Here is a 25,919-nt window from a genome sequence, read left to right on the forward strand (position 1 = left end):
AGGAACCATGACCGCCGAGCCGATCGCAGCGCACGAGCCCGAGCCTGAGCAGGGCTGCCGCTGGCCGGTGCCGCCGCAGGACGGGTACACCGTGAACGACCTGTTCACTCTGCCCGGCCTCCCGCCGCACACCGAGCTGATCGACGGGAGCCTTGTCTTCGTGAGTCCGCAGCGATATTTCCACAGCAAGATGATCGATCTTCTGGTGGCCGGCCTGTGTCGCACCGTGCCCGGAGCCCTCAAGGTCGTGCGGGAGATGACCGTCGAACTGGACCCGCGCAACGGTCCCGAGCCCGACATCAGCCTCGTCCGCGCCGAAGCCGTCACCGGTTTGGAGCAGACGGGGTTCGCGGCCACCGACGTCCTGCTCGCGGTCGAGGTCGTCTCGCCCGACTCGGAGTCCCGCGATCGCGACACCAAGCCCCGCAAATATGCCGCCGCCGGGATCCCTAACTTCTGGCTGGTCGAGATGACGGATGCGAACCAGCACCCCGTGGTGCGGGTCTACGAACTCGATCCGCTGTCCAAGACGTACGTCCTCACGGGCATCCACCACGACCAGCTCAAGATCGCCGTCCCGTACGACATCGACGTCGACATCAGCGTGAAGGCGCTCAAGGAGCTGTGACGGACAGCTTCTTCGTCAGCGTGAACTCCTTTGCCCCCTCCGGGTAGTCGGGGATCACCGACACCACCTCGTATCCCTGCCCCCGGTAGAACCCGGGAGCCTGGAAGTCCCATGTCTCGACACGGGAGTTGAGGCAGTCCCGCTCCTTGCGAGCGATCTGCTCCGCCTCGCCGAGCAGCCGCGCGCCCAGGCCCGCGCCCCGGTGACCCTCGGCGACCCAGAGGTAGTTCACATGGAGCCAGCGCCCCCAGGTGTGCCCGGCGAGACCGCCGGCCAGTGCGTCCGTGTGGTCAAGGACCCAGACGGCCAGCGGCACTTCACGATCCTGGGTGGTGCCGCGCATCGCGCGCAGCGCCGGGGAAGCCGCCGCGTTCGCGTCCTCGAGCCCGTTCAGGAGGAGAGCGAACCGCGCCTTGTCGACTCCTGTCTCAATACGAAACATACGGCTCACCATAAACGCGCTGGCCAATCAGTTCTGTAAATCACCTTCCGCTCCTGCCCTCCGGCCCTACTCTGAGGGCAGTGCCGGTGGGGGCCGGCACCGTTCAGGGGGCGAGACAGTCGGGTACGACGCCCGGCGTGGGGGTAGCAGTCACAGCACGGCGGCGGCCGTGCCTGCTGCGGCGACCCCCGTTCCGTGCGTCGTACCCGCACCGTGCGTCTTCAGACGATGGGGTATCCCCTGCTCTCCGACGAGGGCCTGGGGAAGGGGGTTTCAGTGGTTCGTATCCGAGTCCTGGTCGTCGACGACCACCGCATCTTCGCCGAGTCGCTCGCAGCGGCTCTGGCGGCGGAGCCGGATGTCGACGTGTCCGCGGCGGGCAGTGGCCCGGCCGCGCTGCGCTGCCTTGAGCGGGCGATCGCCGAGGGGCGCAGATACGACGTGCTGCTCGTCGACGCCGACCTCGGCGCGTCCGCGAGCGCCATGCAGGGTGTCCGCCCCGCGCCTTCGGTCCAGGAGGGCAACGCGGACGGTCTGGTGGACGGCATCTCGCTTGTGGCCGGGGTCCGTTCCGGCCAGCCGATGGTCCGTACGGTCGTGCTCGCGGAGAAGGACGACCCGCGCAGGGCCGCCCTCGCGCTGCAGGCGGGGGCGTCGGGCTGGGTCGCCAAGGACTGCTCCCTGTCCCGGCTGCTCACCGTCATCCGGGGGGTGCTGCGGGAGGAGACGCATCTGCCGCCGGCGCTGCTCACCGGTGTCCTGCGGGAGTTGACCGCCGCGCGCAAGCACCGCACGGAGTCCGAGCGCCTGGTGGAGTCCCTGACCCCGCGCGAGCGCGAGGTCCTTCGCTGCATGGTGGCGGGCCTGGGCCGCAAGGCGGTCGCCGAACGTCTCTTCCTCTCCCCGCACACGGTGCGTACGCACATGCAGAACGTGCTGGGGAAGCTGGGCGTGCACTCCACGCTCGCGGCCGTCGCGCTGGCCCGCAGGGCGGGCGTCGGGCCGGTCGACCTAGCCGGGGATGTTGTCGAACGGGGCGGTCAACTGGCGTAGCAGCGCGGCCAGTTCGCCCCGCTGTGCGCGCGAGAGTTCGGCGAGGATGGCCCGCTCCTGCTCAAGCAGCCCGGCGAGCGCCTGGTCGGCCCTGTCCTGCCCTTCCTCGGTGAGCCGCACGAGCACGCCGCGCCGGTCGCTGGGGTCGGGCAGCCGCTCGACGAGACCCTTCTTGGCGAGGCGGTCGATGCGGTTGGTCATCGTGCCGGAGGTCACCAGAGTCTGCGTGAGCAGTTGCCCGGGGGAGAGCTGATAGGGCGCGCCCGCGCGCCGCAGCGATGTCAGTACGTCGAACTCCCACGGCTCCAGGCTGTGCTCGGAGAAGGCGAGCCGCCGGGCCCGGTCCAGATGCCGCGCGAGCCTGCTGACGCGGCTGAGCACCTCGAGCGGTTCCACGTCGAGGTCAGGGCGCTCCCGGCGCCACGCTGCGACCAGCCGATCGACCTCGTCCTCCATGACGATCAGTGTAGGGGGTCTGTCGACATGAAGTCTCTTGACGTCAAGATACTTCGGGTCGAGGATGGCGGTACGACGCCGAGGTACGTGAATCCAGGAGGCCCCGCCGATGTCCGCAGCCGCCAACACCCCTGCTGCCGCAGCCGCTCCCACCTGGGACCCGGGGCAGTATCTGCGCCACGCCGACCACCGCGCCCGCCCTTTCGTCGATCTGCTGGCCCGGGTTCCGGAACTCCCGTCGGCTCCTGGCCGCCCGCTCCGCATCGCGGACCTGGGCTGCGGACCCGGCAATGTCACCCGGCTCCTTGCCGAGCGGTGGCCCGCGGCGCACATCACCGGATTCGACAACTCCCCGCAGATGCTGGAGCGAGCCGATGCGCTCGCTGGACCCACGCCGGGCGGCGGCCGCCTCGACTTCGCCCCGGCGGACGCGACGGACTGGACGCCGCCCGAAGGCACGTACGACCTGATCCTCTCCAACGCCACCCTCCAGTGGGTGCCGGGCCACCCGGACTCCTTCCCCGCCTGGGTGGCCGCGCTCGCCCCCGGCGGCACGTTCGCCTTCCAGGTCCCCGGCAACTTCGACGCACCCAGCCACGTCCTGATGCGGGAGCTGAGCGAATCGGAGCGCTGGCGGGACCGCCTCGGCGACACCCTCCGCCACGCGGACGCGGTGCTCTCGCCCACGGCATACCTGGAGCGGCTCGTCCCGCTGGGCTGCGAGGTGGACGCCTGGGAGACGACATACCTCCACCTCCTGGAGGGCGACGACCCGGTCCTGGACTGGGTGAAGGGGACGGGCCTGCGGCCGGTCCTGACGGCGCTGGAGGACGACACGGAGGCGAGGGAGGCGTTCTTGTACGAGTACGCCGAACTGCTCCGCAAGGCGTACCCGGCGGGGGCGGGCGGCACGGTCTTCCCCTTCCGCAGGGTCTTCGCGGTGGCCCGGAAGCGCGCCTGATGCTGGTGGCGGTCGATCACGTCCAGCTCGCCGCACCGCCCGGCAGCGAGGCGGCGCTGCGGGCGTACTACACCGACGTACTCGGCATGACGGAGCTCCCCAAACCGCCGGTGCTCGCGGCGCGGGGCGGCTGCTGGTTCCGCGGTGCGGCTTAGCGCGGTGACTCCGGGGTGGGCCTGCCCAGCGGCGTCGAGTGGTGGTGCCCTGGCTCGCGCCTGTCCCGCCGCTCCGCGGCGGATCTTTCCCGCCCGCCCACCCGATTACCCCGCAGCGGCGGGTGGGGGCGTCTTGTGCCGCTGGGTGATCGGGTGGGCGGGCGGGACCATCCGCCGCGGAGCGGCGGTGTCGTTGCGGCGGCACGGCGGCACGGCGGCACGGCGGTGGCACGAGGGGCGGGGGTGTGCGCCCCCGGCCCTCCCGCCCGCGGCCGCTAGGCCTTGCGGTGGCCTATCAGGCGGGGCTTCGGCTCCAGGCCGTCGAGGCCGTGCCACGCCAGGTTGACCAGGTGCGCCGCCACCTCCGCCTTCTTCGGCTTGCGGACGTCCAGCCACCACTGGCCCGTCAGCGCCACCATGCCGACCAGCGCCTGGGCGTAGAGAGGGGCCAGTTTCTGGTCGAAGCCCCGGGTCTTGAACTCCTGCCCGAGGATGTCCTCCACCTGCGTCGCGATGTCGGAGATGAGAGACGCGAACGTACCTGTCGACTGCGCCACGGGGGAGTCTCGGACCAGGATGCGGAAGCCGTCCGTGTACGTCTCGATGTAGTCGAGGAGGGCGAACGCCGCCTGCTCCAGCAGCTCCCTCGGATGCCCCGCCGTCAGCGCCCCCGTCACACCGTCGAGCAGCGCCCGCATCTCGCGGTCCACCACCACCGCGTACAGACCTTCCTTGCCCCCGAAGTGCTCGTACACGACCGGCTTGGAGACGCCCGCCTTCGCGGCGATCTCCTCCACCGACGTGCCCTCGAAGCCCTTGGCGGCGAAGAGCGTACGGCCGATGTCCAGCAACTGCTCCCGGCGCTCGGCACCCGTCATCCGGGTCCGGCGGGCGCGCCGGGGCTGCTTCTCTTTGCTGGAAGGGCTGGAATTGCTGGAGTCGGTCGCCACGTCGTCAATCATGCCGCGTCGACGGTCTTCGGCTTGCGGCGGGACTCGATGCGGGACTGCGACGGCCAGCGCACATCCGTCGCCCAGCCCAGCTGCTCGCACCAGCGGATGATCCGCGCCGACGAGTCCAGCTGGCCCTTCATCACGCCGTGCCGCGCCGACGTCGGGTCCGCGTGGTGCAGGTTGTGCCAGGACTCACCGCAGGACAGGACCGCCAGCCACCACACGTTGCCCGAACGGTCGCGCGACTTGAACGGCCGCTTGCCCACCGCGTGGCAGATCGAGTTGATCGACCACGTGACGTGGTGGAGGAGGGCCACTCGCACCAGCGAACCCCAGAAGAAGGCCGTGAACGCGCCCCACCAGGACATCGTCACCAGGCCCCCGACCAGCGGCGGGATGGCCAGCGAGATGATCGTCCACAACAAGAACTGGCGTGAGATGCGGCGCAGTGCCGGGTCCTTGATCAGATCCGGTGCGTACTTGTCCTGCGGCGTCTGCTCCTCATCGAACATCCAGCCGATGTGCGCCCACCACAGGCCCTTCATCAGCGCCGGGACCGTCTCGCCGAAGCGCCAGGGGGAGTGCGGGTCGCCCTCCGCGTCCGAGAACTTGTGGTGCTTGCGGTGGTCGGCCACCCAGCGGACAAGGGGACCCTCCACCGCCATCGACCCCGCGACGGCCAGCGCGATCCGCAGCGGGCGCTTCGCCTTGAAGGAGCCGTGCGTGAAGTAGCGGTGGAATCCGATCGTGATCCCGTGGCACCCCAGGTAGTACATGAAGACGAGAAGGCCGAGGTCCAGCCAGCTCACACCCCAGCCCCAGGCCAGCGGCACCGCCGCGACCAGAGCGAGGAACGGGACGGTGATGAACAGGAGCAGCGCGAGCTGCTCCAGCGAGCGCTTCTTCTCGCCGCCGAGTGTCGCCGATGGCAGAGGGGCGTCCGAGGCCGCCCGGGGAGCGTCTTCGATCACATCGGTGTCGGAGTACGCATCGGAAGATGGGGTCATGGGCACGTCCCCTGTGGGGTCGAGGGTTGAGGGTTACAACGGTCACAGCGGGCGCCGGGTGCACACAGCCGTGCGCTCCCGTGGTTCCTACGGTCCCGTAACCTACGGCGTCGTAAGTATGGCAGTGCGGAACCTGGCGGCAAGAGGCCGCGAGCCCGTGCCGCGAAGTGACACTTATCCTTGGAATCGGTCGGACAGCGCGGTCCGCTCTCTATTTCCCCCGGAACACGGATTCCTATCCGGCCGGGTACCCCTCCCAGAACTGACGTGCTTCAACACTGCAAGGAGCCGCACCTGTGAGCAGTGCCGACGACCAGACGAACACCACAGCCAGCACCGAGCTGCGTGCCGACATCCGGCGCCTCGGCGATCTGCTGGGCGAGACCCTCGTCCGTCAGGAGGGTCCCGAGCTCCTCGAACTGGTCGAGAAGGTCCGCCGCCTGACCCGCGAGGACGGCGAGGCAGCCGCCCGCCTTCTGGGTGGTACGGAACTGGAGACCGCGGCCAAGCTGGTCCGCGCCTTCTCCACGTACTTCCATCTGGCGAACGTGACCGAGCAGGTCCACCGCGGCCGCGAGCTGCGCGCCCGCCGGGCCGCCGAGGGCGGGCTCCTGTCCCGTACGGCCGACCGGCTCAAGGACGCCGACCCCGACCACCTGCGCCAGACCGTGCAGCACCTGAACGTGCGGCCCGTCTTCACCGCGCACCCCACCGAGGCCGCCCGCCGCTCCGTCCTCAACAAGTTGCGCCGCGTCGCCGCGCTCCTTGAGACCCCGGTCATCGAGGCCGACCGGCGCCGCCACGACACGCGGCTCGCCGAGAACATCGACCTGGTGTGGCAGACCGACGAGCTGCGGGTGGTCCGCCCCGAGCCCGCCGACGAGGCGCGCAACGCCATCTACTACCTGGACGAGCTGCACGCCGGCGCCGTCGGGGACGTACTGGAAGACCTGACGGCCGAGCTCGAGCGCGTCGGCGTCGAGCTGCCCGAGGGCACCCGGCCGCTGACCTTCGGCACGTGGATCGGCGGTGACCGCGACGGCAACCCGAACGTGACTCCCCAGGTCACCTGGGACGTCCTGATCCTCCAGCACGAGCACGGCATCAACGACGCCCTCGAGCTCGTCGACGAGCTGCGCGGCTTCCTCTCCAACTCCATCCGCTACACCGGAGCCACCGAGGAGCTGAAGTCCTCCCTCCAGCTCGACCTGGAGCTGCTGCCCGAGATCAGCCCCCGCTACAAGCGGCTCAACGCCGAGGAGCCCTACCGGCTCAAGGCCACCTGCATCCGGCAGAAGCTGGAGAACACCAAGCAGCGCCTGGCCCGCGGCACCGCCCACGAGCCGGGGCGCGACTATCTGGGCACCGGCGAGCTCCTTCACGACCTCACCCTCGTCCAGACCTCGCTGCGCGAGCACAAGGGCGGACTCTTCGCCGACGGCCGGATGAACCGCACCATCCGTACGCTCGCCGCGTTCGGCCTGCAGCTCGCCACCATGGACGTACGCGAGCACGCCGACGCCCACCACCACGCGCTCGGGCAGCTCTTCGACCGGCTCGGCGAGGAGTCCTGGCGGTACACGGACATGCCGCGCGAGTACCGGCAGAAGCTGCTCGCCAAGGAACTCAGGTCGCGGCGTCCGCTCGCCCCGTCCCCGGCGCCGCTCGACGCGGCCGGCGAGAAGACCCTCGGCGTCTTCCTCACGGTCAAGAAGGCCCTCGAAGTCTTCGGGCCCGAGGTCATCGAGTCGTACATCATCTCGATGTGCCAGGGCGCCGACGACGTCTTCGCGGCTGCCGTCCTCGCGCGCGAGGCGGGCCTCATCGACCTGCACGCCGGCTGGGCGAAGATCGGCATCGTGCCGCTCCTGGAGACCACGGACGAGCTGCGCGCCGCCGACGTCATCCTGGACGAGATGCTGGCCGACCCGTCGTACCGCCGCCTGGTCGCCCTCCGCGGTGACGTCCAGGAGGTCATGCTCGGCTACTCGGACTCCTCCAAGTTCGGCGGCATCACCACCTCGCAGTGGGAGATCCACCGCGCCCAGCGCAGGCTGCGTGATGTCGCGCACCGCTACGGCGTACGTCTTCGGCTCTTCCACGGCCGCGGCGGCACCGTCGGCCGTGGCGGCGGCCCGTCGCACGACGCGATCCTCGCGCAGCCGTGGGGCACGCTCGAGGGCGAGATCAAGGTGACCGAGCAGGGCGAGGTCATCTCCGACAAGTACCTGGTGCCTTCGCTGGCGCGGGAGAACCTCGAGCTGACCGTGGCCGCGACGCTGCAGGCCTCCGCGCTGCACACCGCCCCCCGTCAGTCCGACGAGGCGCTCGCCCGCTGGGACGCGGCGATGGACGTCGTCTCGGACGCCGCGCACTCCGCGTACCGCAAGCTGGTCGAGGACCCGGACCTGCCGACGTACTTCCTCGCGTCGACGCCGGTCGACCAGCTCGCCGACCTGCACCTCGGCTCCCGGCCCTCCCGCCGCCCCGGCTCGGGCGTCTCGCTCGACGGCCTGCGCGCGATCCCGTGGGTCTTCGGCTGGACCCAGTCGCGGCAGATCGTGCCGGGCTGGTTCGGGGTCGGCTCGGGCCTGAAGGCGCTGCGAGAGGCCGGTCTGGACACGGTGCTCTCCGAGATGCAGGAGCACTGGCACTTCTTCCAGAACTTCATCTCGAACGTGGAGATGACGCTGGCGAAGACGGATCTGCGGATCGCCCGCCATTACGTGGACACGCTCGTCCCCGACGAGCTGAAGCATGTCTTCGAGGCGATCGAGGCGGAGCATGCGCTGACGGTGGCGGAGGTCCTGCGGGTCACCGGCGGCGAGGAGCTGCTGGATTCGCAGCCGGCGCTTCAGCAGACGTTCGCCATCCGTGACGCCTACCTGGACCCGATCTCGTACCTTCAGGTGGCGCTGTTGAAGCGGCAGCGGGATGCGGCCGCCGCGGGCGAGGAGGCGGACCCGTTGCTGGGTCGGGCCTTGCTTCTCACCGTCAACGGTGTGGCGGCGGGGCTGCGTAACACCGGCTGACGATCTGCTTCGGGGCCCGGCACTTTGGTTGGTGCTGGGCCCCTTGCTGTATCGGTGGCCCGGCGGCGTTGGCGTTGTGCCCACCCGTTCCGCCGTGCGGAACGCCTGCCCACAACGTGGGCGGTCGGCTAGAAGACCAGCGTCACGTACGACGCCGTCAGCAGCGCGCCGCCCGCCAAGGCCAGTGCCCACGCCGTGCGCCGCAGCCGCAGGCCACCCGCCACCACCACCGCCGAAAGAAGCAACGCACCCCCCAGCGGGAGCCAGGCGTGGAGGAAGCCGGGGCCGCCCGCGCGGACCACCTCCGTGGTGCCCGGCTTCACGGCCACCGGGATCCGCGCGCCCTTCTTCTCCGCGATCGAGCGGTCGATCACGACCCGCTCGCGCTTCTTGGAGCCGGACGAGCCGGGCTCGTACCGACCCACGCATTCGTCCTCACCGCAGCGCGAGACCGTCATCGTCCCGCGCTCCCGCTCACCCGTGAGCATCACGTGCTGCGCGGTGCCCCAGGACGCCCAGATCCCGGCGACGAGAAGCAGCACCGCGAGCCCGCCCATAGCCGTACGGCGTCCGAGAAGCAGCGCGTTCATGGCGGCGATCCTTGGCCATATGACTGCGCTCAGTCAACACTCGCCGGAAGGTGCCTCAGGAGTTGTACGCGCTCTGCGCCCGCTCGAGACCCTCGATGACCAGCGCCTCCACCGCATCGGCCGCCCGGTCCACGAAGTAGTCCAACTCCTTGCGCTCCGCCGCCGAGAAATCCTTCAGGACGAAATCGGCGACCTGCATCCGCCCCGGCGGACGCCCGATCCCGAACCGCACCCGGTGGTAGTCCGAGCTCATCGCCTTCGTCATCGACTTCAGACCGTTGTGGCCGTTGTCGCCACCGCCCAGCTTCAGCCGCAGCGTGCCGTAGTCGATGTCCAGCTCGTCGTGGACCGCGACGATGTTCGCCACCGGCACCTTGTAGAAGTCACGCAGCGCCGTCACCGGAGCGCCCGAGACGTTCATGTACGACATCGGCTTCGCGAGCACCACACGGCGGTTCGCCGGGCCCACCGGACCGATCCGCCCCTCAAGGACCTGCGCCTGCGCCCGGCCCGCACGCTTGAACGTGCCGCCGATCCGGTCCGCGAGCAGGTCGGCCACCATGAAACCCACGTTGTGCCGGTTCATCGCGTAACCGGGGCCTGGATTGCCCAGGCCCACGATCAGCCAAGGGGCGCCGGGGTCCGTCGTCATCTGCATGTCTCCTTCATAGCTCTCTTCATAAGCCCTCCGCATAACCCAACCGCCGCCCCGCGCACGGAGCGCGGGGCGGCGGTTGTCAGTCGAGCTCGGTCGAGCGCCGGGGGGCGACTCAGGCCTCGGCGGCCTCTTCGCCCTCGCCCTCGGCACCCTCGGCCGGGGCCTCCTCGGCCTGCGCGGCCAGGACCTGCAGGACGACGGTCTCACCGTCGACGTTCAGGGTGGTGCCGGCGGGCAGCGGGATGTCCTTGGCGAGGATGGTCGCACCGGCCTCGAGACCGGCGATGGAGACGGTGACCGACTCCGGGATGTGCGTGGCCTCGGCCTCGACGGGCAGCGCGTTCAGCACGTGCTCGAGCAGGTTGCCGCCCGGGGCGAGCTCGCCCTCGGTGTGCACGTAGATGTCGACGTTGACCTTCTCGCCCTGACGGACGAGCAGCAGGTCGACGTGCTCGAGGAAGCCCTTGATGGCGTCGCGCTGGACGGCCTTCGGGATCGCGAGCTGGGTCTTGCCGTCGATGTCCAGGGAGAGCAGGACGTTCGCCTGACGCAGCGCGAGGTGCAGCTCGTGGCCCGGAAGGGTGACGTGGACCGGGTCGGCGCCGTGGCCGTAGACGACGGCCGGAACCTTGGACTCACGGCGGATGCGGCGGGCGGCGCCCTTGCCGAACTCGGTGCGGGTCTCGGCGGCGAGCTTGATCTCAGCCATGTGCACTCCTCGTGTCAGAAATGTCGAATGGGGGTCGGTTACCCGGCCATACGACTACTGGCCTGCTACGAAGAGCGCGTCGATAACGGACAGCCACACACTGTGCTTCATCAGAAGCGTGTGCGGCCTCCCTCGCCGAGCAACTCAGTGAGTCTACCCGGCGGGAAGGCCGCACCCAAAGTGGATCTCTACAGCAAGATCCTCAAGGCTCTTGAGCCTTACGCCTGCTCGTCGAAGAGGCTCGTCACCGAACCGTCCTCGAAGACCTCACGCACCGCGTTCGCGATCGTCGGCGCGATCGAAAGCACCGTGATCTTGTCGAGCTCCAGGTCACCCGGGTCGGGCAGGGTGTCCGTGAAGACGAACTCGCTCACCTTGGAGTTCTTCAGACGGTCCGCGGCCGGACCGGAGAGCACACCGTGCGTCGCCGTCACGATGACGTCCTCCGCGCCGTGCGCGAACAGCGCGTCGGCGGCGGCGCAGATCGTGCCACCCGTGTCGATCATGTCGTCGACCAGGACGCAGACGCGGCCCTTCACGTCACCGACCACCTCGTGCACGGTGACCTGGTTCGCGACGTCCTTGTCGCGGCGCTTGTGGACGATCGCCAGCGGCGCGCCCAGACGGTCGCACCAGCGGTCGGCGACGCGCACGCGGCCGGCGTCCGGGGAGACCACCGTCAGCTTCGAGCGGTCGACCTTCGCACCCACGTAGTCCGCGAGGACCGGCAGCGCGAAGAGGTGGTCGACCGGGCCGTCGAAGAAGCCCTGGATCTGGTCCGTGTGCAGGTCGACCGTGAGAATGCGGTCCGCACCCGCGGTCTTCATCAGGTCCGCGACCAGACGGGCCGAGATCGGCTCACGACCGCGGTGCTTCTTGTCCTGACGGGCGTAGCCGTAGAACGGCACGATCACCGTGATGGAGCGGGCCGACGCACGCTTCAGCGCGTCGATCATGATCAGCTGCTCCATGATCCACTTGTTGATCGGAGCCGTGTGGCTCTGGATCAAGAAGCAGTCCGCGCCACGAGCCGACTCCTGGTACCGCACGTAGATCTCGCCATTGGCGAAATCAAAAGCCTTCGTCGGCACGATGCCGACACCCAGCTTGTGTGCGACCTCCTCGGCCAACTCGGGGTGGGCGCGGCCGGAGAAGAGCATCAACTTCTTCTCGCCGGTCGTCTTGATCCCGGTCACAGCACTGTCTCCTCAGAGAGTTCTTCCCGCTGCCGTACTCACGCGTCCCGGTGCGTCGAGTCGGCCGAATTTGTGTGCACCTATCACGGTACGCCGTGTCAGACGCACCTGTTTCCGGTCAGCTTTCGCCTTCCGGCTTCCGGGACGCCGCCTCGGCCGCCTTCGCAGCCGCGCTCCCCGGACGCTTACGAGCGACCCAGCCCTCGATATTCCGCTGCTGGCCCCGCGCGACGGCCAACGAACCCGCCGGCACATCCTTCGTGATCACCGAGCCGGCCGCCGTGTAGGCACCGTCCCCGACCGTGACAGGAGCCACAAACATGTTGTCCGAACCGGTGCGGCAGTGCGACCCCACCGTCGTGTGGTGCTTCGCCTCACCGTCGTAATTCACAAAGACGCTCGCCGCACCGATGTTGGAGCACTCACCGATCGTCGCGTCACCCACGTACGACAGATGCGGCACCTTCGAACCGTCACCGATCGTCGCGTTCTTCATCTCCACATACGTACCCGCCTTGGCCTTCACGCCAAGCCGCGTCCCCGGCCGCAGATACGCGAACGGGCCGACGCTCGCCTGCTCCCCGATCTCGGCGCTGTCGGCGACCGTGTTGTCGACGCGCGCACCGGCGCCGACACGGGTGTCCTTCAGACGGCAGTTGGGGCCGACCTCGGCACCCTCGCCCACATGCGTGGCGCCCTGGAGCTGCGTCCCCGGATGCACCAGCGCGTCCCGTTCGTACGTCACCGTGGCATCCATCCACGTCGACGCGGGGTCGACCACCGTCACACCGGCCAGCATGGCCTCGGTCAGCAGCCGCTCGTTCAACGTGCGCCGGGCCTCCGCCAGTTGTACGCGGTTGTTGATCCCCGCGATCTCCTGGTGATCGGCGGTGACGGAAGCGCCCACCCGATGCCCGGCCTCGCGCAGAATCCCCAGCACATCCGTCAGGTACTCCTCGCCCTGACTGTTGTCCGTACGCACCTTGCCCAGCGCGTCCGCGAGCAGCGCACCGTCGAAGGCGAACACCCCGGAGTTGATCTCCCGGATCGCGCGCTGCGCATCGGTCGCGTCCTTGTGCTCGACGATGGCGGTCACCGCGCCGCTCTCGCCGTCCCGCACGATCCGCCCGTAACCGGTCGCGTCCGGCACCTCGGCGGTCAGCACGGTGACGGCGTTCCCGTCGGCGGAGTGCGTCTCGGCGAGCTGCTGGAGCGTCGCACCGGTCAGCAGCGGAGTGTCCCCACAGACCACGATCACGGTCCCGTCCACGGAACCACCGAGCTCCTCGAGCCCGATACGGACCGCGTGCCCGGTGCCCTTCTGCTCACTCTGGTAAGCGGTGCGGACGTCGGGCGCGATCACCCCGAGGTGGCTGGTGACCTGCTCCCTGGCGAACCCGACGACGGTGACGAGCCGCTGCGGGCTCAACGCGTACGCGGCTTCGAGCACATGCCCGATGAGGGAACGCCCACAGATCTCATGCAGGACCTTGGGGGTGGCCGACTTCATACGGGTGCCCTCACCCGCTGCGAGGACGACGACGGCTGCCGGGCTGTTGGCGCTCACGGGGGTGCCCTTCGGCTTCGAAAGTGCGGGGGGTGGACATCCGCAGGATACCGGGGCGTTGTGGGGCGGAAATGAGGGCGGGTCCTGACCTGGGCGGTCAGGACCCGAACTGTGCGGCTCCCGGGGAAGGAATCGAACCCTCATTCAATGGACCAAAACCATTTGTCCTGCCATTAGACGACCCGGGATGGGTTGCGCACTATGTCCGATTCTGTTGATCGGCTTGGCGCGCGGACAACACTATGCCGTACCGAGGGCCCTCGATGCGATGGTGCGGCTTCTTCTCGAGCGAGTGGTGTGCTGGATCACCGCGCGTAAAACTCGCCGGAAAAGGAGGGCTTCGCGCCCGTAGGCTGGAAGGCATGACCACGACGGGGGAGAGCCACAGGGCGGCCGGGGGCGGGCCGTGGTGGTGGGAGCGGCGGCGCAGTGCCGCGCTTGATGTGGGGCTCGCGCTGGTTTCGGCGGCGGAGTGCGGGGCCGAGGGGATCACGTTTTCGGGGGATACGGGGATTCCGGCGCCGGTCGGTGTGGCCTTCGGGGCCGTGGCCGGGGCGTCGTTGGTGCTGCGGCGGCGGTGGCCGATCGCGGTGGTGCTGGTCTCGATCGCGATCACGCCTGCTCAGATGGGGATTGTGCTGACCATCGTGGGGCTGTATTCGCTGGCGGCCTCCGAGCTGCCGCGGCGGATCATCGGGTCGCTCGCGGGGATGTCGCTGCTGGGGACGCTCATCGTCACGTTGGTGCGGACGCGGCAGGACATGGCGAGCGGGGAGCTGGCGTTCGCCGAGGGGTTCATACCGTTTATTGCGATTACGACGTCTATTGGTGTCACCGCGCCGCCGATTCTGCTCGGTATGTACGTGGGGGCTCGGCGGCGGCTGATGGAGAGTCTGCGGGAGCGTGCCGACAGCCTGGAGCGGGAGTTGCAGCTCCTTGCCGAGCGGGCCGAGGAGCGGGCCGAGTGGGCGCGTAATGAGGAGCGGACGCGGATCGCGCGGGAGATGCATGACGTTGTCGCGCATCGGGTGAGCTTGATGGTGGTGCATGCGGCTGCCTTGCAGGCTGTTGCCCGTAAGGATCCTGAGAAGGCTGTGAAGAATGCCGCCCTGGTCGGTGACATGGGGCGGCAGGCGTTGACGGAGCTGCGGGAGATGCTCGGGGTGCTGCGGACCGCCGGGGAGTCGGGGGCGGCCTCCGGGGCGGGTGTGCGGCGAGGGGCGGTGTCCGAGGCCGTGCCGCTCGCCGCGGTGGGGTTCGCCGCGGCGGCTGCCGCCTCGCGTGCGGTCGATGAGGACGGGCCGTGTCTGGCGGAGCTCGACGAGTTGGTGGGGCAGTCCCGTGCGGCGGGGATGGCGGTGGATCTGTCCGTGGAGGGGGAGTCGCGTGCGTATGCCGCCGAGGTGGAGCAGACCGCGTATCGGGTGGTCCAGGAGGCGTTGACGAACGTGCACAAGCACGCGGCGGGCGCGAAGACGTATGTGCGGCTCGCGCATCGCGGCGCGGAGATCGCGATGCAGGTCGAGAACGAGCCGCCGCCGGAGGCGGGTCCCGCGGACGCCCGGCTGCCGAGTGGTGGCAACGGGCTCGTGGGGATGAAGGAACGGGTCACCGCGCTGGGCGGGGTGTTCGTGTCGGGACCGACGGACGCGGGCGGCTTCCGCGTGTCGGCGGTGCTGCCTAGCGTCCCGTAGGGCGCGGGGCTGTGACATTTGCGGCTCTGCCGCGTGGGCGCGACCAGCTACGACGGCGTCGCAGGCGAATATCGGTACTCCCCGCGGAGCGGCCGGCTCAGCCCGCCGTGAGGCGGTCCGGCTGGGTGCCCGACAGGAGGGTGGCCAGCGCCTGGTCGATATGCGCGCCGAGGTACCAGTCGCCGCTGTGGTCGAGGGAGTACACGCGGCCCTCCGCGTCGATGGCGAGCAGGGCCTGCGTCTCGGGCTCCTCGCCGATGGGGCAGACCTCGGAGTCCAGGGCGCGGCCCAGGTCGCCCAGGGTGCGGGCCATGTGGAGGCCGTACAGCGGGTCGAGGTGCATGGCGGCGGGGGCTATCTGGCGGCCGGGGCCCTGCGGGGTGATGTGCAGTCCGCCGAATTCGGCCCAGGCCTCGACGGCCGCGGGGAAGACGGCGTGCCGGTGGCCCGCGGGTGAGGTGTGGCTGCGCAGTACGTCGGCCCAGATCTCCGCCTGCTTTATGTCCCAGCGTCCGGGGCGCCAGCCGGCCGCGCGCAGGGCGGCGTCGACGGGGACGGGGAAGCGGGGGTTGGCGGCAGTGCTGGGGTGCTGCTGTTCGGTGTGCATGGGCCCTCGTTGCGGTAGCGCGGCTCGGTGGGGGGTCAGTCTTCGGGGGTGGTCGGGTCCACGACTCGTACGCCGAAGTGTGCTGTGAGCGCGGTGCAGGAGCGGCAGGGGCGGGCGAAGCCGCCGTGCAGGGGGTCGCCGTCCTCGCGGATGCGGCGGGTGGTGAGTTTGGCGTGTTTGAGGGCTTTGCGGGCCTCGCCGTTGGTCATGGGTTTTCGTGCCGCGCGTTTGGAGCGGCTGCCGTCGGCGGCGCTGAGGTGCCGGGAGATGAGGATGGCCTCGGCACAGCGCCCGGTGAAGCGTTCGCGCTGGCCGCTTGTGAGGGTGTCGAGAAAGTCCTGTACGAGCGGGTGCAGCGCGGGGGGTTCCTCGCCGCGGCCCGCGGTGCAGGTGAGGGTCGCGCCGCGGACGGACAGCGCGGCGGCGACGGTGGGCAGGATGCCGTCGCGGCGCTGGCGCAGTACGGGCGCGTGGGCGGAGGCGCTGCTCCAGCCGACGCGGGGGTCCCCCGAGCCGGTGGTGCCGCTCTCGTCGGTGCCGGGAGCCGCTGTCGTGGACAGTGTGTGGCTTGACCGACCGGTTTGTGCCGTGTGCATGGTGGTGCTTCCCTCCCCGCAACTCGCGGCAGTGACCGCGTGTGCCACGCCCCCGCGTTGCGGGGACAGCCTGCCAAATGGGGCGGGTGGTGCGGAAGCTGGGGCGGCGCGACACGCCTGGCTTTCGTCGCACGGTGACGGCGCGGTGGCTGCTGGTCATGGAACCGGAGGCCCGGTGACCGGTGTCGTCCTTACGCATAGGCTGTCGACATTCGTAGTACGCAGAAGAGTGCGCGAAAGAGTGCACAGAGCAGTACGCGTCGCAGTACGCACAACAGTGATCCGCAGAACCATTAACAGTGCCGCAGGGGGCAACCGCCATGACGACAGGTCGGCTGGGGCAGCAGGCCGCGCCGCCGAACGCGGCCTACGCCGGGCAGAACGTGCACTTCCCGGATCCGGTCCGGGCCTCGCGCCACCCCAGAGGGGTGCGCGTGGACGAGCACGGCTATCCGGACTTCTCTGCCTACGCGCGTGCCGCGGCCGAGATCGCCGAGCCCCCGGAGGGCTTCGGTGTCGACGAGCTGCGTCTCACGGACTATGTCTCCGCGAACGCGGCCCTCGCGGCGTCGGGGCATGACCTGTGGGACACGATCCCGCCGGTGGCGACCCCGCACGGCTGGACCTGGCATCACGTGCCGGGCGGCCGCCGCCTGGAGCTGGTGCCGGTCGAGGTGAAGGCACTCCTTCGCCATCACGGCGGCATCGCGACGACGGCCGTGGACCAGAACAAGAGGGGTACGCGCCCGCTCCAGGAGACCCGTCCCGCGCATCTGGCGCTGCCGAAGTCGGCGGTCGCGGTGTCGGAGCAGGAGATCCTCGGGGTCGAGGAGGACCTTGGCTACCGGCTGCCCGGCGCCTACCGCTCGTTCCTGAAGGCGGCGGGCGGCTGCGCGCCGGTCGGCGCCGCGCTGGACGCGGAGCTCGGTCTCCTGGTCGACCAGCCGTTCTTCACGGTGCGGGACGAGGCCGCGGTCAACGACCTGGTGTACGTGAACAAGTGTCTGCGCGACCATCTCACCAAGGACTATCTGGGCGTGGGCTTCGTGCAGGGTGGGCTGCTCGCCGTGAAGGTCAAGGGCGACCGGATCGGTTCGGTGTGGTTCTGCGCGTACGACGACGCCCGGGACGTCTCGGAAGCTGCCGGGTGGCAGCCGGCCGAGCGGGTGGAGCGGCTGCTGCTGCCGTGCGGCGACGATTTCGACGCGTTCTTGTCCCGGCTGGCGGGGAATCCGCCGGAGCTGGAGACCGTGGCGAACCTGATGGTGGACGGCGGCTTCGCGCGCGCCGTTCCGGTGGGGGAGTGACTTGGCGATGGTGACCTTCGCGCAGGCGCAGGAGCGCGCCGAGGAGTGGATCAACGGCGATGTGCCGGGCTACCAGCATCGTGAGGTGCGGGTCCGGGAGTTCGACCTCGGCTTTGTCGTGTGGGCGGAGGACCGGGAGAACGGTCCGGTGTCCGACGGCGCCAGGCAGCGGCTCGTCATCGCGCGGGACAGCGGTGAGGCCACGCTCTGGCCGGGTCTTCCGGTCGGTGAGGTGATTCGCCGGTACGAGGAGGAGTACGGCGTCGCGGACGCGGCTCCGGAGGATCCGGCGCCGGCGCCGCCGGAGCGGGTGGACCTGAATCAGACGTCGTTCCTGTTGAGCCCTCCGGAGTGGCTCCAGGAGGCGGCGGACAAGCTGGGCATCCCGGATCGGCGGGCGGATGCGTCCAACGGGGCGGGTGTGGCGGGGAGTTCGCCGGCTGCGGCTCCGACTCCGGCTGCTCCGGCCGCGCCTGCGGCTCCCGCAGCTCCTGTCGCTCCCGAGCCGGTCGCTTCCACGCAGCCGCCTGCTGCTGCGGCTTCGGCTCCGGGTGCGCCCGAGGCGCCCGGTGGCGGTACGCCGTGGCCCGCGGCCGGGGTCGGCGGTGGTGCGCCGGCCGGTGCCGCTCCGTGGGACGGCACCGACACCAACGGGCAGTCGGGCGACGAGGGTTCGGTGCCCGCGCCCGCGACGGTCTTCGCGCCGCCGCTGGTCGGCGGTGACGACGACGACACCCCGCCGCCCGGTGTTTCGCCGGAGGCCAAGACCGCGCTGATGCACGGCGGCAGCCGGCTTCCGTCGACGACGGTGGCGCCCGCCCTTGACGTTCCGGGCGCGGGTGCGCCGCAGGCCCCGGCGGCTCCCGGACCGAACCTGCCTCCGCCGCCCGCCGGTGGCGCGGTGAACATGCCGCCGCCTCCGGGCGCGGGCGTGCCGGACGCTTCCGCGTACGGCTATCCGCAGGGGCCCGCGGGTCCCGTGCCGCCCGGTGCCGGGGACATCGCCGATGCCGCGACCAGCAAGGCGGAGGCGCCGCCGCGTTCCGCCCGTGGGGGCGGTGCGGGGACGCCGCCGCCTCCGAGCGCGCCGGGGACTCCCGGTGTGGCTCAGGGGAGTACGCCGCCGCCGTCCGGGCCCGGTGCTCCGGGTACGCCGGCGGGCGGTTATGTCCCGACGCAGCTCGTCTCGGCGCTGGGCCCGGACGGGCCTCAGCCGCCTGGGGCTCCGGGGGCTCCTGCGGCTCCCGCGGCGCCGGGTGCTCCTGGTGCTCCTGGTGCGCCGCAGCCTCCTGGGCCTCCCGGTACGCCGGGTACGCCTGCGGGTGGGGTGCACCATGCGGCGACGATGTTTGCGGACCCGAGCATGGGCGGTCCCGGTGGGATCAAGCCGCCGGGCGCTCCCGGTGCGCCGCAGCCTCCCGGTCCTCCTGGAGCTCCGGGTGCGCCTGGTGCCCCTGGTGCTCCCGCGGCTCCTGGTGCGCCGCAGCCTCCTGGGCCTCCCGGTACGCCGGGTACGCCTCCGGGTGGGGTGCACCATGCCGCAACGATGCTGGCCGACCCGAGCATGGGTGGCCCCGGTGGGATCAAGCCGCCGGGCGCTCCCCAGCCCCCTGGCGCTCCCGGCGCTCCCGGTGCCCCGGGCGCTCCCGGCACCCCGCCCCCCGGCGGCGGTGTCCACCACGCCGCGACGATGCTGGCCGGACCCGCGGTCGGCGGTCCCGGTGCGCCGTTGCCGCCGCAGGGCCCCGGTGCTCCCGGCATGCCGCTGCCCGCGCCGGGCCAGCCGTACGGCTATCCGCAGCCGCCCGCAGGTCAGCCGACCGTCGGCCCCGGCTACCAGGCCGTACTGCGCTACCGCGCGGCCGACGGCTCCGAGCAGCAGCTCATCCGCCGCTCGGCGCCCGGCACGCCGCACCCGGAGTGGCAGATCCTGCACGAGCTGCGCGGCATGAACGTGCCGCCGCAGCAGGTGCTCGAACTCCACACCGAGCTGGAGTCCTGCGAGCTGCCCGGTGCGTACTGTGCCCGCATGATCCGCGAGACGTGGCCGCAGGCGCGGATCACGTCCATCGCCCCGTACGGCAAGGACCACGCGTCCCGGCAGGGCGGCATGCAGCAACTGATCGCGCACCAGGGTGAGTTGCACCAGGTCGCGGACGGCCCTGCGCGCCCCGCGCCGGTGCGGGCGCCGCTGCCGCAGGTGCAGCCCGCGCCGCCGATTCCGCCGGAGGGCGTGGCGCAGGAGCTGGCGGGCGCGTTCGGGCCCGGCATCTTCCGCTTCGACCAGCGGGCGGTGTCCCGGCAGGGCGTGCCGGACATCGTGGCGCACACGCTCGTCGTGGCGGGTCTGCCCGTCGACTTCGGGCCGTTCTTCTGGGCGCAGGCCCAGCCGGGGCGTCCGGTGCCGACGCTTGCCGAGACGGCGCAGGAGCGTGGCGTGCAGCCGGCGTCGGACGCCGGTTCGTACCTCGTCATGGGCAGTGACTTCGGCCGGGCGATCTGTGTCCAGTACGGCACGGCGAACATCGTGGCCGTGCCGGTGGAGGCGGGTCCCGGCGGGGCTTCGGTGCCGCCGCAGTTCGTGAACACGGGGCTGCCCGAGTTCACCCGCTGCCTGGCGCTGCTCGGCCGGATGTGGCGGCTGCGGTTCGGGCTCAACCAGGAGCAGGCGGGCCGCTGGACCGTCGACTTCCAGAGCCAGCTTGCCGCGCTCGACCCGGCGGCGCTTGCGTCTCCGGAGAGCTGGTGGTCGGTGCTGCTCGAGCAGATGTGGGACGGCTTGCTGTAGCCCCCGGCGGTTGGTGACACGAGGCGCTCGGCCCTGTTTGGGGGCGGGCGCCTCGTTCGTGTTTCGAGCCGCCGCTTCGCGGCGAATCTTTCCCGCCCACCCACCCGATTGCCCCGGGGTATCGGGTGGGTGGGAGAGATCCGGCGCGAAGCGGTGGCTCAGGTGTCGAGGCGTACGGCGCTGCGGTGTTTCGCGCGTCGGGGCAGCGGCTCGCCAGGAGTGACTACGGCCTTTGACGGGAAATAGCGCATCCTTGACCGGGTGAGATGAGTGGAGTGTCGCGTTATGAGCGAATCCGCTTGATCCATCAAGATGTGCGCCAATCGCGTAATACGCGCGTGGTGGTGCCTCGGAGAGGGGATTCAAGGATGAGCAGCGGTGCAACGGCCTCGCCGTACGGCTTCGTCGCCGTGCGCGGGCGCGGCTACCGGCCCGGGCAGGTGGACGCGTACGCCTCCGGTCTTTCCCAGGAACGTGACGGCGCGTGGGAGCGCGCGGCGCGGCTCACCGTCCTCGCCAAGGACATGGAGGCGGAAGCGGCGCGGCTGCGGGACGCGGTCGCGCGGCTCGCCCCGCAGACGTACGAGCAGCTCGGCGAGCGCGCTCAGCAGATCCTGGCGGTCAGCGAGGAGGAGGCCGCCGCGCTGCGGGCCGCCGCGGAGGCCGACGCGCTGCGGGTGGGTGAGGCCGCCGGCGCGGCGGCGCGGGAGGTGCGCGAGGCCGCAGGTGCGTACGCCGACGGGCTGCTCGCCGAGGCCGATGAGCGGGCCGGGAAGCGGCTGCTCGCGGCCCGCGCCGCGGCGGACGAGGCGCGGATCGCGGCCCGCCGTGATGTGAAGGAGTGGCGCGGCGAGGCGCTCGCCGCGCTGCGGGAGATGCGGCAGCGCAGTGCCGCGCTCCTGGAGGAGCAGGAGAAGGAGCACGCCGAGCGGTGGGAGGCGGCCGAGCGGGAGATCGCCCTGCGGGAGGCGGCGGCCGAGGCGCAGGAGGCCTCGCTCGTGGCCGCGGCGGAGGCCCGCCTGTCCGAGGCCGAGCGGGCCTTCGCCGAGGCTGAGGAGTCCGCCCGCCACGGGCAGGAGGACGCGGAGGCGCGTGCCGCGGAGCTGGTCGCTGCCGCGGCGGTGCGGGAGGAGGGGGTTGCCCGGGAGACCGAGCGGGTTCTGCGGGAGCACGGTGAGGAGTGGGAGGAGGTTCGGGCGCACATGGAGCATGTGCGGAGCAGTCTCGCTGCGCTGACCGGGCGGGCGGTCTAGACGCCGCTTCGCGCCGATTTTTCCTGCCCGCCCACCCGAGCACCCCGCGGCGGACAGGTGGGCGTGAGTGCTCCGGTGGGCTGTTGGGGTGGGTGGGTGGGTAACGACCTCCAGCCTCAGCCTCGCTTGATGCCCGCCAGGATCCAGCCCTCCACCGCCTCGTACTGCCTCCGCTGCTCCTCCGACTCCCTGCGGCCCGAGGACACCGTGCCCAGCCAGCCGAGGAGGAAGCCGAGGGGGATGGAGACGATGCCGGTCGTGGTGAACGGGAACCAGTTGAAGTCCAGGTCGGGGAAGGCCGAAACCGGGGAGCCCGAGACCAGGTTGGTGCCCGTCATCAGGATGACGGAGCCCAGCGTGCCGCCGATCAGCGTCCACAGCAGGCCCCTGCGGGTGAAGCGGCGCCAGAAGAGGCTGTAGACCAGCGCGGGCGCGAGGGCGGACGCGCCCAGGCAGAACGAGAGCGTCACCAGCGGCTGCAGATTGTGGTGCTGCACCAGGACCGCGAGGAAGATCGCCAGGCCGCCGACGGCGAACGCCGACAGGCGGGCGAGCGTCATCTCCCGACGCGGTGTGATGCCGCGGCGGCCGTGCGCGAAGACGTCGTGGGCCAGCGAGTTGGCGCAGGCCAGGATCATTCCCGCGACCGAGGCGAGCAGCGTGAGGAAGATCGCCGTGGTGACCGTCGTGAAGACGAGGGTCTCCGCCGTCGACGCGTTCGCGCCGAACACCGCCTTGGAGCCGAGCAGATACGCCGTGTTGCCCTGCGGGTCCGCCTGGGCGATCGCCGCCCGCCCGATCATCGCCGTCGCGCCGAAGCCGACGATGGAGATGATGAGCACGAAGAGGGCTACCGAGGACACCGCCCAGGACATCGAGCGCCGTATCTCGGGTGCGCTGCGCGCCGTGTACATGCGCATGGTGACGTGCGGCAGGCAGGCACCGCCGAGCACCACCGTGAGCTCCGAACTGATCATGTCCAGGCCGGGGTTGGGGCCGCCCGCGAACTGCAGTCCCGACTGGAGGAAGGCGGGCCCGATGCCGCTGCCCCGCTCGGCGGCGGCGAGCAGTGCCCCGAGGTCCCAGTCGAAGCGGCGCAGGATCAGTGCGGCGATGACGAGGCCGGAGCCGAGCAGGATCACGATCTTCAGGATCTGGATGAGGGCGGTGCCCTTCATGCCGCCGATCGCCGCATAGCTGATCATGAGGGCGCCGAGTGCGACGACGCAGCCCGTCTTCAGGCCCTCGCTGGAGAACCCGAGGATGAAGGCGAGCAGATCGCCCGCGCCCGCCAGCTGGACCAGCATCAGCGGGATCAGCGCGGCCAGTGTCGCCGCGCATGCGGTGATGCGTACGGCGCGGCCCGGCATCCGGCGGGCCAGCACGTCGCCCATGGTGAACTGCCCCGCGTTGCGCAGGGGTTCGGCCAGCAGGAACATCAGCAGCATCAGGGACAGCGCCGTGCTCAGGGCCAGGACGACACCGTCGTACCCGACGAGCGCGATCACGCCGCCGGTGCCGAGGACGGTCGCCGCGGAGATGTAGTCGCCGGCGATGGCCAGGCCGTTGCGCATCGGCGAGAGCGCGCCGTAGCCGGTGTAGAACTCGCCGAGGTCGTCGCGGTCGGGTCCGGTCAGGACGCAAAGGAGCAGGGTGAGGGTGACGACGGCGGTGAAGGCCACCAGGGACATGGCTTGTGCGGAATCGGTGGCGAGGACGACAGAAGTGTTCATGATCGGTTCGCCTCCAACTCGGCCAGCTTGCGCAGCCGTTGGGCCAGTGGGTCGAGGAGGCGGCGGGCCGTGAACTCGTACAGCGCTATGGCGAGCAGCGTGACGGGGAGCTGACACAGGCCGAGCAGCAGACCGACGGAGAGCCCGCCGGTGACGGTGTCCGTCATCAGGGACGGCGCGTAGGCGGAGAGGACCAGGAAGAGCGTGAAGTAGCCGAGCGCGGTGAGGGTGGCGACGCGGCGCTGCCAGCGGTAGGCGCTGCGCAGGAAGCGCAGGTCGCTGTGGCGGCCGAGCGCCGGGTGGCGGCGGGGTCGCGGCGGCGGTGGGGGTGGTGGTGCGACCGGCTGCCAGGGATAGGTGGGGTAGGACGGGGACGAGTCGTGCGGCGGGAGGTGCGGGTGGCGGGGGAGACGCATGGGCGGTGACTGGTACGGCCGCTGGGGCTGGGGCTGCGGCTCTGACTCCTGTGCCTGCCGCGGCGGTTGAGCGTGGCGCGGCTGCTGCGGCTGCTGCGGCTGCTGCGGCTGGTACGGCCGTTGGGGCTCTGGCCGCTCCGGCTGTTCCCGCTGCTCCGGCTCATAGGGCTGCTGCGGTTGCTGCCATTGCTGAGCGCGGCGCGGCTGCTGTGTCTGCTGCGGTTGTTGAGCGTGCCGCGGCTGCCCTGCCGGATATGGCTGCTGTGTCTGCCCTTTCGGTTGTTGCGGTTGCTGCAACTGGCTTGATTCATACGGCTGTTGAGACGGATGGGGCTGCTGAGGGTGCTGAGGGTGGTGACGGTGCGGCATCCCGGTTCTCCTTGCGCGGCGTCGGTCCGGTGCGGGACCGCAGGGAGCGAGAGGTGAGAACCGAGCACGTTACTTGTAAGTAGTGGGGCTGCGAAGGGGTTTGGACATACTGCTGGGTCGGTTTATTCGGCCGGTTTATTCACGGGGCGTTCACGCGGCGTAGGGCCGGTTTTCTCCCCGTTCTCCGGGGTCTTCGCGCCGATTACCGGAAACCGTCGGGGCGCGAGGAATACCAGTACGAGCAGGGCGATTACCGCCGCGCACCCGGCCCCCACGTACACCGTGTCGACGGCGGAGTCGACCGCGCGGCGCAGCCGTTCGGGGTCGGCGACGGACGTCGGGTCCTCCAGGGCGTGGGCGACCGAGTCCAGGGAGCCCGCACCGCCGAGCCGCGAGGTGAGCACCGCGTTGGCGACCGCGCCGAAGAGGGCGGCGCCCAGGGTCTGGCCGATCTGCCGGCAGAAGAGGATGGACGCGGTCGCCGTGCCGCGCTCGGACCAGCCGACGGTGGACTGCACCCCGACGATCAGCGGGAGTTGGAAGAGGCCGAGCGCCGCGCCGAGCAGCAGCATGATCAGGGCGGGCTGCCAGGCCTGCCCCGGATAGGGGAGCAGCGGGAAGGCGAAGAGGAGGAGAGCGGCCGCGCCGATGCCGACGATTGCGGTGTTGCGGAAGCCGATCCTGCGGTAGGCGTGCTGGCTCATGGCGGCTGACACCGGCCAGCTCAGCGTCATCACGGAGAGCACGAACCCGGCGGCGATCGGCGCGAGGCCGAGCACGGACTGCGCGTACGTCGGCAGGAAGACCGTCGGGGCGATCATCAGGAGGCCGAGCGCGCCCAGGGCGAGATTGACGGCGGCGATGGTGCGGCGCCGCCAGACCCAGCCCGGCAGGATCGGCTCGGCCGCCCGCCGCTCGATGACCACGACGGCGGCCGCGAGCGCGAGGCCCGCCGCGAAGAGCGCGAGCGAGGGCGCGGACAGCCAGCCCCAGGCGACGCCGCCCTGCACGAGCGCGGTGAGCAGGACGCCGCCGCAGGCGAAGACGGCGAGCGCGCCCGCCCAGTCGGTGCGCCCCCGGGCGCCGGCCGCCGCGCGCTCCGGCTCGTGCAGATGGCGCACGATCAGCCACAGGGCCACCGCCCCGATGGGCAGATTGATCAGGAAGATCCAGCGCCAGTCGGCGTACGCGGCGATCAGGCCGCCCAGGGCCGGTCCCGCGATCGACGAGGCGGCCCACACGGTGGACAACTTGGCCTGGATCTTGGGGCGTTCCTCCAGCGGATAGAGGTCGGCGGCCAGTGTCTGCACCGTGCCCTGCAGCGCGCCGCCGCCCAGGCCCTGTACGACGCGGAAGGCGATCAGCGCGCCCATGTTCCAGGCGCTCGCGCAGAGGGCGGAGCCGATCAGGAAGAGGATGCTGCCCGCGATGAGGACGGGCTTGCGGCCGAAGGTGTCGGAGAGCTTGCCGTAGATGGGCAGGGTGACCGTGACGGCGAGCAGATAGCCGGAGAAGAGCCAGGAGAAGACGGAGAAGCCGCCGAGGTCGCCGACGATCTGCGGGATGGCGGTCGAGACGATCGTGGAGTCCAGGGCCGCGAGGGCCATGGCGAGCATCAGCGCGGCGACGACGGGGCCGCGGCGTCGTATGTCGTCAGTGCCCACCGAGATTCCTTCCCCCTGCACGTAATTGCTCCGGGCCACCTTCTCACCCGATGCGCGGTGGGGGCAGGGGGTGGAGACCTTCTCG

General features: G+C 70.8%; 23 protein-coding genes, 1 tRNA gene and 1 pseudogene. 10 read left to right on the forward strand and 15 right to left on the reverse strand.

The window, feature by feature from the left end; genetic code table 11:
• The first annotated feature begins 7 nt into the window (after positions 1-7).
• On the forward strand, positions 8-628 hold the full coding sequence (locus AB0G47_RS18140) for a Uma2 family endonuclease (protein WP_360770852.1): 621 nt from the start codon (positions 8-10) through the stop codon (positions 626-628).
• Here AB0G47_RS18140 and AB0G47_RS18145 read toward each other — a convergent pair.
• Complete coding sequence (locus tag AB0G47_RS18145; protein ID WP_360770855.1) at positions 615-1,082, reverse strand: GNAT family N-acetyltransferase; 468 nt, start codon at positions 1,080-1,082, stop codon at positions 615-617. The two genes, AB0G47_RS18140 and AB0G47_RS18145, sit on opposite strands and share 14 nt — an antisense overlap.
• Positions 1,083-1,346: 264 nt before the next feature.
• Here AB0G47_RS18145 and AB0G47_RS18150 point away from each other — a divergent pair, with 264 nt between their 5' ends.
• Positions 1,347-2,123, forward strand: coding sequence for a response regulator transcription factor (locus AB0G47_RS18150; RefSeq protein ID WP_360770453.1), 777 nt, complete (start codon positions 1,347-1,349; stop codon positions 2,121-2,123).
• Here the strand turns inward: AB0G47_RS18150 and tamR are convergent.
• Complete coding sequence (tamR, locus tag AB0G47_RS18155) at positions 2,082-2,579, reverse strand: MarR family transcriptional regulator TamR (RefSeq protein WP_135333034.1); 498 nt, start codon at positions 2,577-2,579, stop codon at positions 2,082-2,084. The genes AB0G47_RS18150 and tamR overlap by 42 nt on opposite strands.
• 109 nt (positions 2,580-2,688) lie before the next feature.
• On the opposite strand from tamR, the gene AB0G47_RS18160 reads away from it, so the two are divergent.
• Positions 2,689-3,540, forward strand: a complete 852-nt coding sequence (locus AB0G47_RS18160; protein WP_360770456.1) for a trans-aconitate 2-methyltransferase — start codon at positions 2,689-2,691, stop codon at positions 3,538-3,540.
• Positions 3,540-3,683: pseudogene (locus tag AB0G47_RS18165) on the forward strand (glyoxalase); the annotation flags it as partial. The gene AB0G47_RS18160 and the pseudogene AB0G47_RS18165, both read left to right, overlap by 1 nt.
• Before the next feature lie 287 nt (positions 3,684-3,970).
• On the opposite strand, the gene AB0G47_RS18170 reads toward AB0G47_RS18165, so the two are convergent.
• Positions 3,971-4,657 carry a TetR/AcrR family transcriptional regulator gene (locus AB0G47_RS18170; RefSeq protein ID WP_360770459.1) on the reverse strand — a complete coding sequence of 229 codons (687 nt, stop codon included), beginning with the start codon at positions 4,655-4,657 and terminating at the stop codon, positions 3,971-3,973.
• Entirely contained in the window at positions 4,654-5,655 is a 1,002-nt protein-coding gene (locus AB0G47_RS18175; protein ID WP_360770462.1) for a fatty acid desaturase, read from the reverse strand. Before AB0G47_RS18175 ends, AB0G47_RS18170 begins: the two co-directional genes overlap by 4 nt.
• Positions 5,656-5,951: 296 nt before the next feature.
• Between AB0G47_RS18175 and ppc the strand changes: the two genes are divergently transcribed.
• A complete protein-coding gene (ppc, locus tag AB0G47_RS18180) occupies positions 5,952-8,687 on the forward strand; it encodes a phosphoenolpyruvate carboxylase (RefSeq protein ID WP_360770464.1) in 2,736 nt (911 codons plus the stop codon).
• A gap of 128 nt (positions 8,688-8,815) precedes the next feature.
• On the opposite strand, the gene AB0G47_RS18185 is transcribed toward ppc, so the two are convergent.
• From AB0G47_RS18185 to AB0G47_RS18210, 6 genes are all read right to left on the reverse strand, one after another.
• The gene (locus tag AB0G47_RS18185; RefSeq protein WP_360770466.1) at positions 8,816-9,277 is read right to left on the reverse strand and encodes a hypothetical protein; all 462 of its coding nucleotides are present in this window, start codon (positions 9,275-9,277) and stop codon (positions 8,816-8,818) included.
• Between the two features lie 55 nt (positions 9,278-9,332).
• Positions 9,333-9,929 carry an aminoacyl-tRNA hydrolase gene (gene pth / locus AB0G47_RS18190; RefSeq protein WP_360770469.1) on the reverse strand — a complete coding sequence of 199 codons (597 nt, stop codon included), beginning with the start codon at positions 9,927-9,929 and terminating at the stop codon, positions 9,333-9,335.
• A gap of 118 nt (positions 9,930-10,047) precedes the next feature.
• Positions 10,048-10,644: a 50S ribosomal protein L25/general stress protein Ctc gene (locus tag AB0G47_RS18195; RefSeq protein ID WP_360770472.1), complete on the reverse strand. Its 597-nt coding sequence runs from the start codon at positions 10,642-10,644 to the stop codon at positions 10,048-10,050.
• Between the two features lie 218 nt (positions 10,645-10,862).
• Positions 10,863-11,840, reverse strand: coding sequence for a ribose-phosphate diphosphokinase (locus AB0G47_RS18200; protein WP_266866016.1), 978 nt, complete (start codon positions 11,838-11,840; stop codon positions 10,863-10,865).
• Between the two features lie 118 nt (positions 11,841-11,958).
• Positions 11,959-13,407, reverse strand: coding sequence for a bifunctional UDP-N-acetylglucosamine diphosphorylase/glucosamine-1-phosphate N-acetyltransferase GlmU (gene glmU / locus AB0G47_RS18205; RefSeq protein ID WP_360770476.1), 1,449 nt, complete (start codon positions 13,405-13,407; stop codon positions 11,959-11,961).
• Between the two features lie 117 nt (positions 13,408-13,524).
• A tRNA-Gln gene (locus AB0G47_RS18210) sits at positions 13,525-13,595 on the reverse strand.
• 174 nt (positions 13,596-13,769) lie between these two features.
• Between AB0G47_RS18210 and AB0G47_RS18215 the strand changes: the two genes are divergently transcribed.
• Positions 13,770-15,101 (forward strand): histidine kinase, encoded by a 1,332-nt coding sequence (locus tag AB0G47_RS18215; protein WP_360770478.1) that lies wholly within the window; start codon positions 13,770-13,772, stop codon positions 15,099-15,101.
• A gap of 97 nt (positions 15,102-15,198) precedes the next feature.
• On the opposite strand, the gene AB0G47_RS18220 is transcribed toward AB0G47_RS18215, so the two are convergent.
• Positions 15,199-15,708: an SUKH-3 domain-containing protein gene (locus AB0G47_RS18220; protein ID WP_360770481.1), complete on the reverse strand. Its 510-nt coding sequence runs from the start codon at positions 15,706-15,708 to the stop codon at positions 15,199-15,201.
• Between the two features lie 35 nt (positions 15,709-15,743).
• Complete coding sequence (locus tag AB0G47_RS18225) at positions 15,744-16,304, reverse strand: YwqJ-related putative deaminase (RefSeq protein WP_360770483.1); 561 nt, start codon at positions 16,302-16,304, stop codon at positions 15,744-15,746.
• 320 nt (positions 16,305-16,624) lie between these two features.
• On the opposite strand from AB0G47_RS18225, the gene AB0G47_RS18230 reads away from it, so the two are divergent.
• The 3 genes from AB0G47_RS18230 to AB0G47_RS18240 all read left to right on the forward strand — a co-directional run bounded on the left by AB0G47_RS18230 (position 16,625) and on the right by AB0G47_RS18240 (position 21,652).
• Positions 16,625-17,611 carry an SMI1/KNR4 family protein gene (locus tag AB0G47_RS18230; protein WP_360770486.1) on the forward strand — a complete coding sequence of 329 codons (987 nt, stop codon included), beginning with the start codon at positions 16,625-16,627 and terminating at the stop codon, positions 17,609-17,611.
• Positions 17,612-17,618: 7 nt separating this feature from the next.
• Positions 17,619-20,399 carry an SUKH-4 family immunity protein gene (locus AB0G47_RS18235; protein ID WP_360770489.1) on the forward strand — a complete coding sequence of 927 codons (2,781 nt, stop codon included), beginning with the start codon at positions 17,619-17,621 and terminating at the stop codon, positions 20,397-20,399.
• Positions 20,400-20,767: 368 nt separating this feature from the next.
• Positions 20,768-21,652 carry a cellulose-binding protein gene (locus AB0G47_RS18240; protein ID WP_360770492.1) on the forward strand — a complete coding sequence of 295 codons (885 nt, stop codon included), beginning with the start codon at positions 20,768-20,770 and terminating at the stop codon, positions 21,650-21,652.
• Positions 21,653-21,768: 116 nt separating this feature from the next.
• Here AB0G47_RS18240 and AB0G47_RS18245 read toward each other — a convergent pair whose 3' ends face one another.
• Together AB0G47_RS18245 and AB0G47_RS18250 are read right to left on the reverse strand one after the other, a co-directional pair.
• Positions 21,769-23,385 carry a cation acetate symporter gene (locus AB0G47_RS18245; RefSeq protein WP_360770494.1) on the reverse strand — a complete coding sequence of 539 codons (1,617 nt, stop codon included), beginning with the start codon at positions 23,383-23,385 and terminating at the stop codon, positions 21,769-21,771.
• Entirely contained in the window at positions 23,382-23,801 is a 420-nt protein-coding gene (locus AB0G47_RS18250; RefSeq protein ID WP_360770498.1) for a DUF485 domain-containing protein, read from the reverse strand. The genes AB0G47_RS18245 and AB0G47_RS18250 overlap by 4 nt, the downstream gene beginning before the upstream one ends.
• A gap of 72 nt (positions 23,802-23,873) precedes the next feature.
• Between AB0G47_RS18250 and AB0G47_RS18255 the strand changes: the two genes are divergently transcribed.
• Positions 23,874-24,107 carry a hypothetical protein gene (locus AB0G47_RS18255; RefSeq protein ID WP_360770501.1) on the forward strand — a complete coding sequence of 78 codons (234 nt, stop codon included), beginning with the start codon at positions 23,874-23,876 and terminating at the stop codon, positions 24,105-24,107.
• A gap of 185 nt (positions 24,108-24,292) precedes the next feature.
• Here AB0G47_RS18255 and AB0G47_RS18260 read toward each other — a convergent pair whose 3' ends face one another.
• A complete protein-coding gene (locus tag AB0G47_RS18260) occupies positions 24,293-25,786 on the reverse strand; it encodes an MFS transporter (RefSeq protein WP_360770857.1) in 1,494 nt (497 codons plus the stop codon).
• Positions 25,787-25,919 lie beyond the last annotated feature (133 nt).

This window comes from Streptomyces sp. NPDC021622 (assembly GCF_040640795.1).
Lineage (GTDB): Bacteria > Actinomycetota > Actinomycetes > Streptomycetales > Streptomycetaceae > Streptomyces.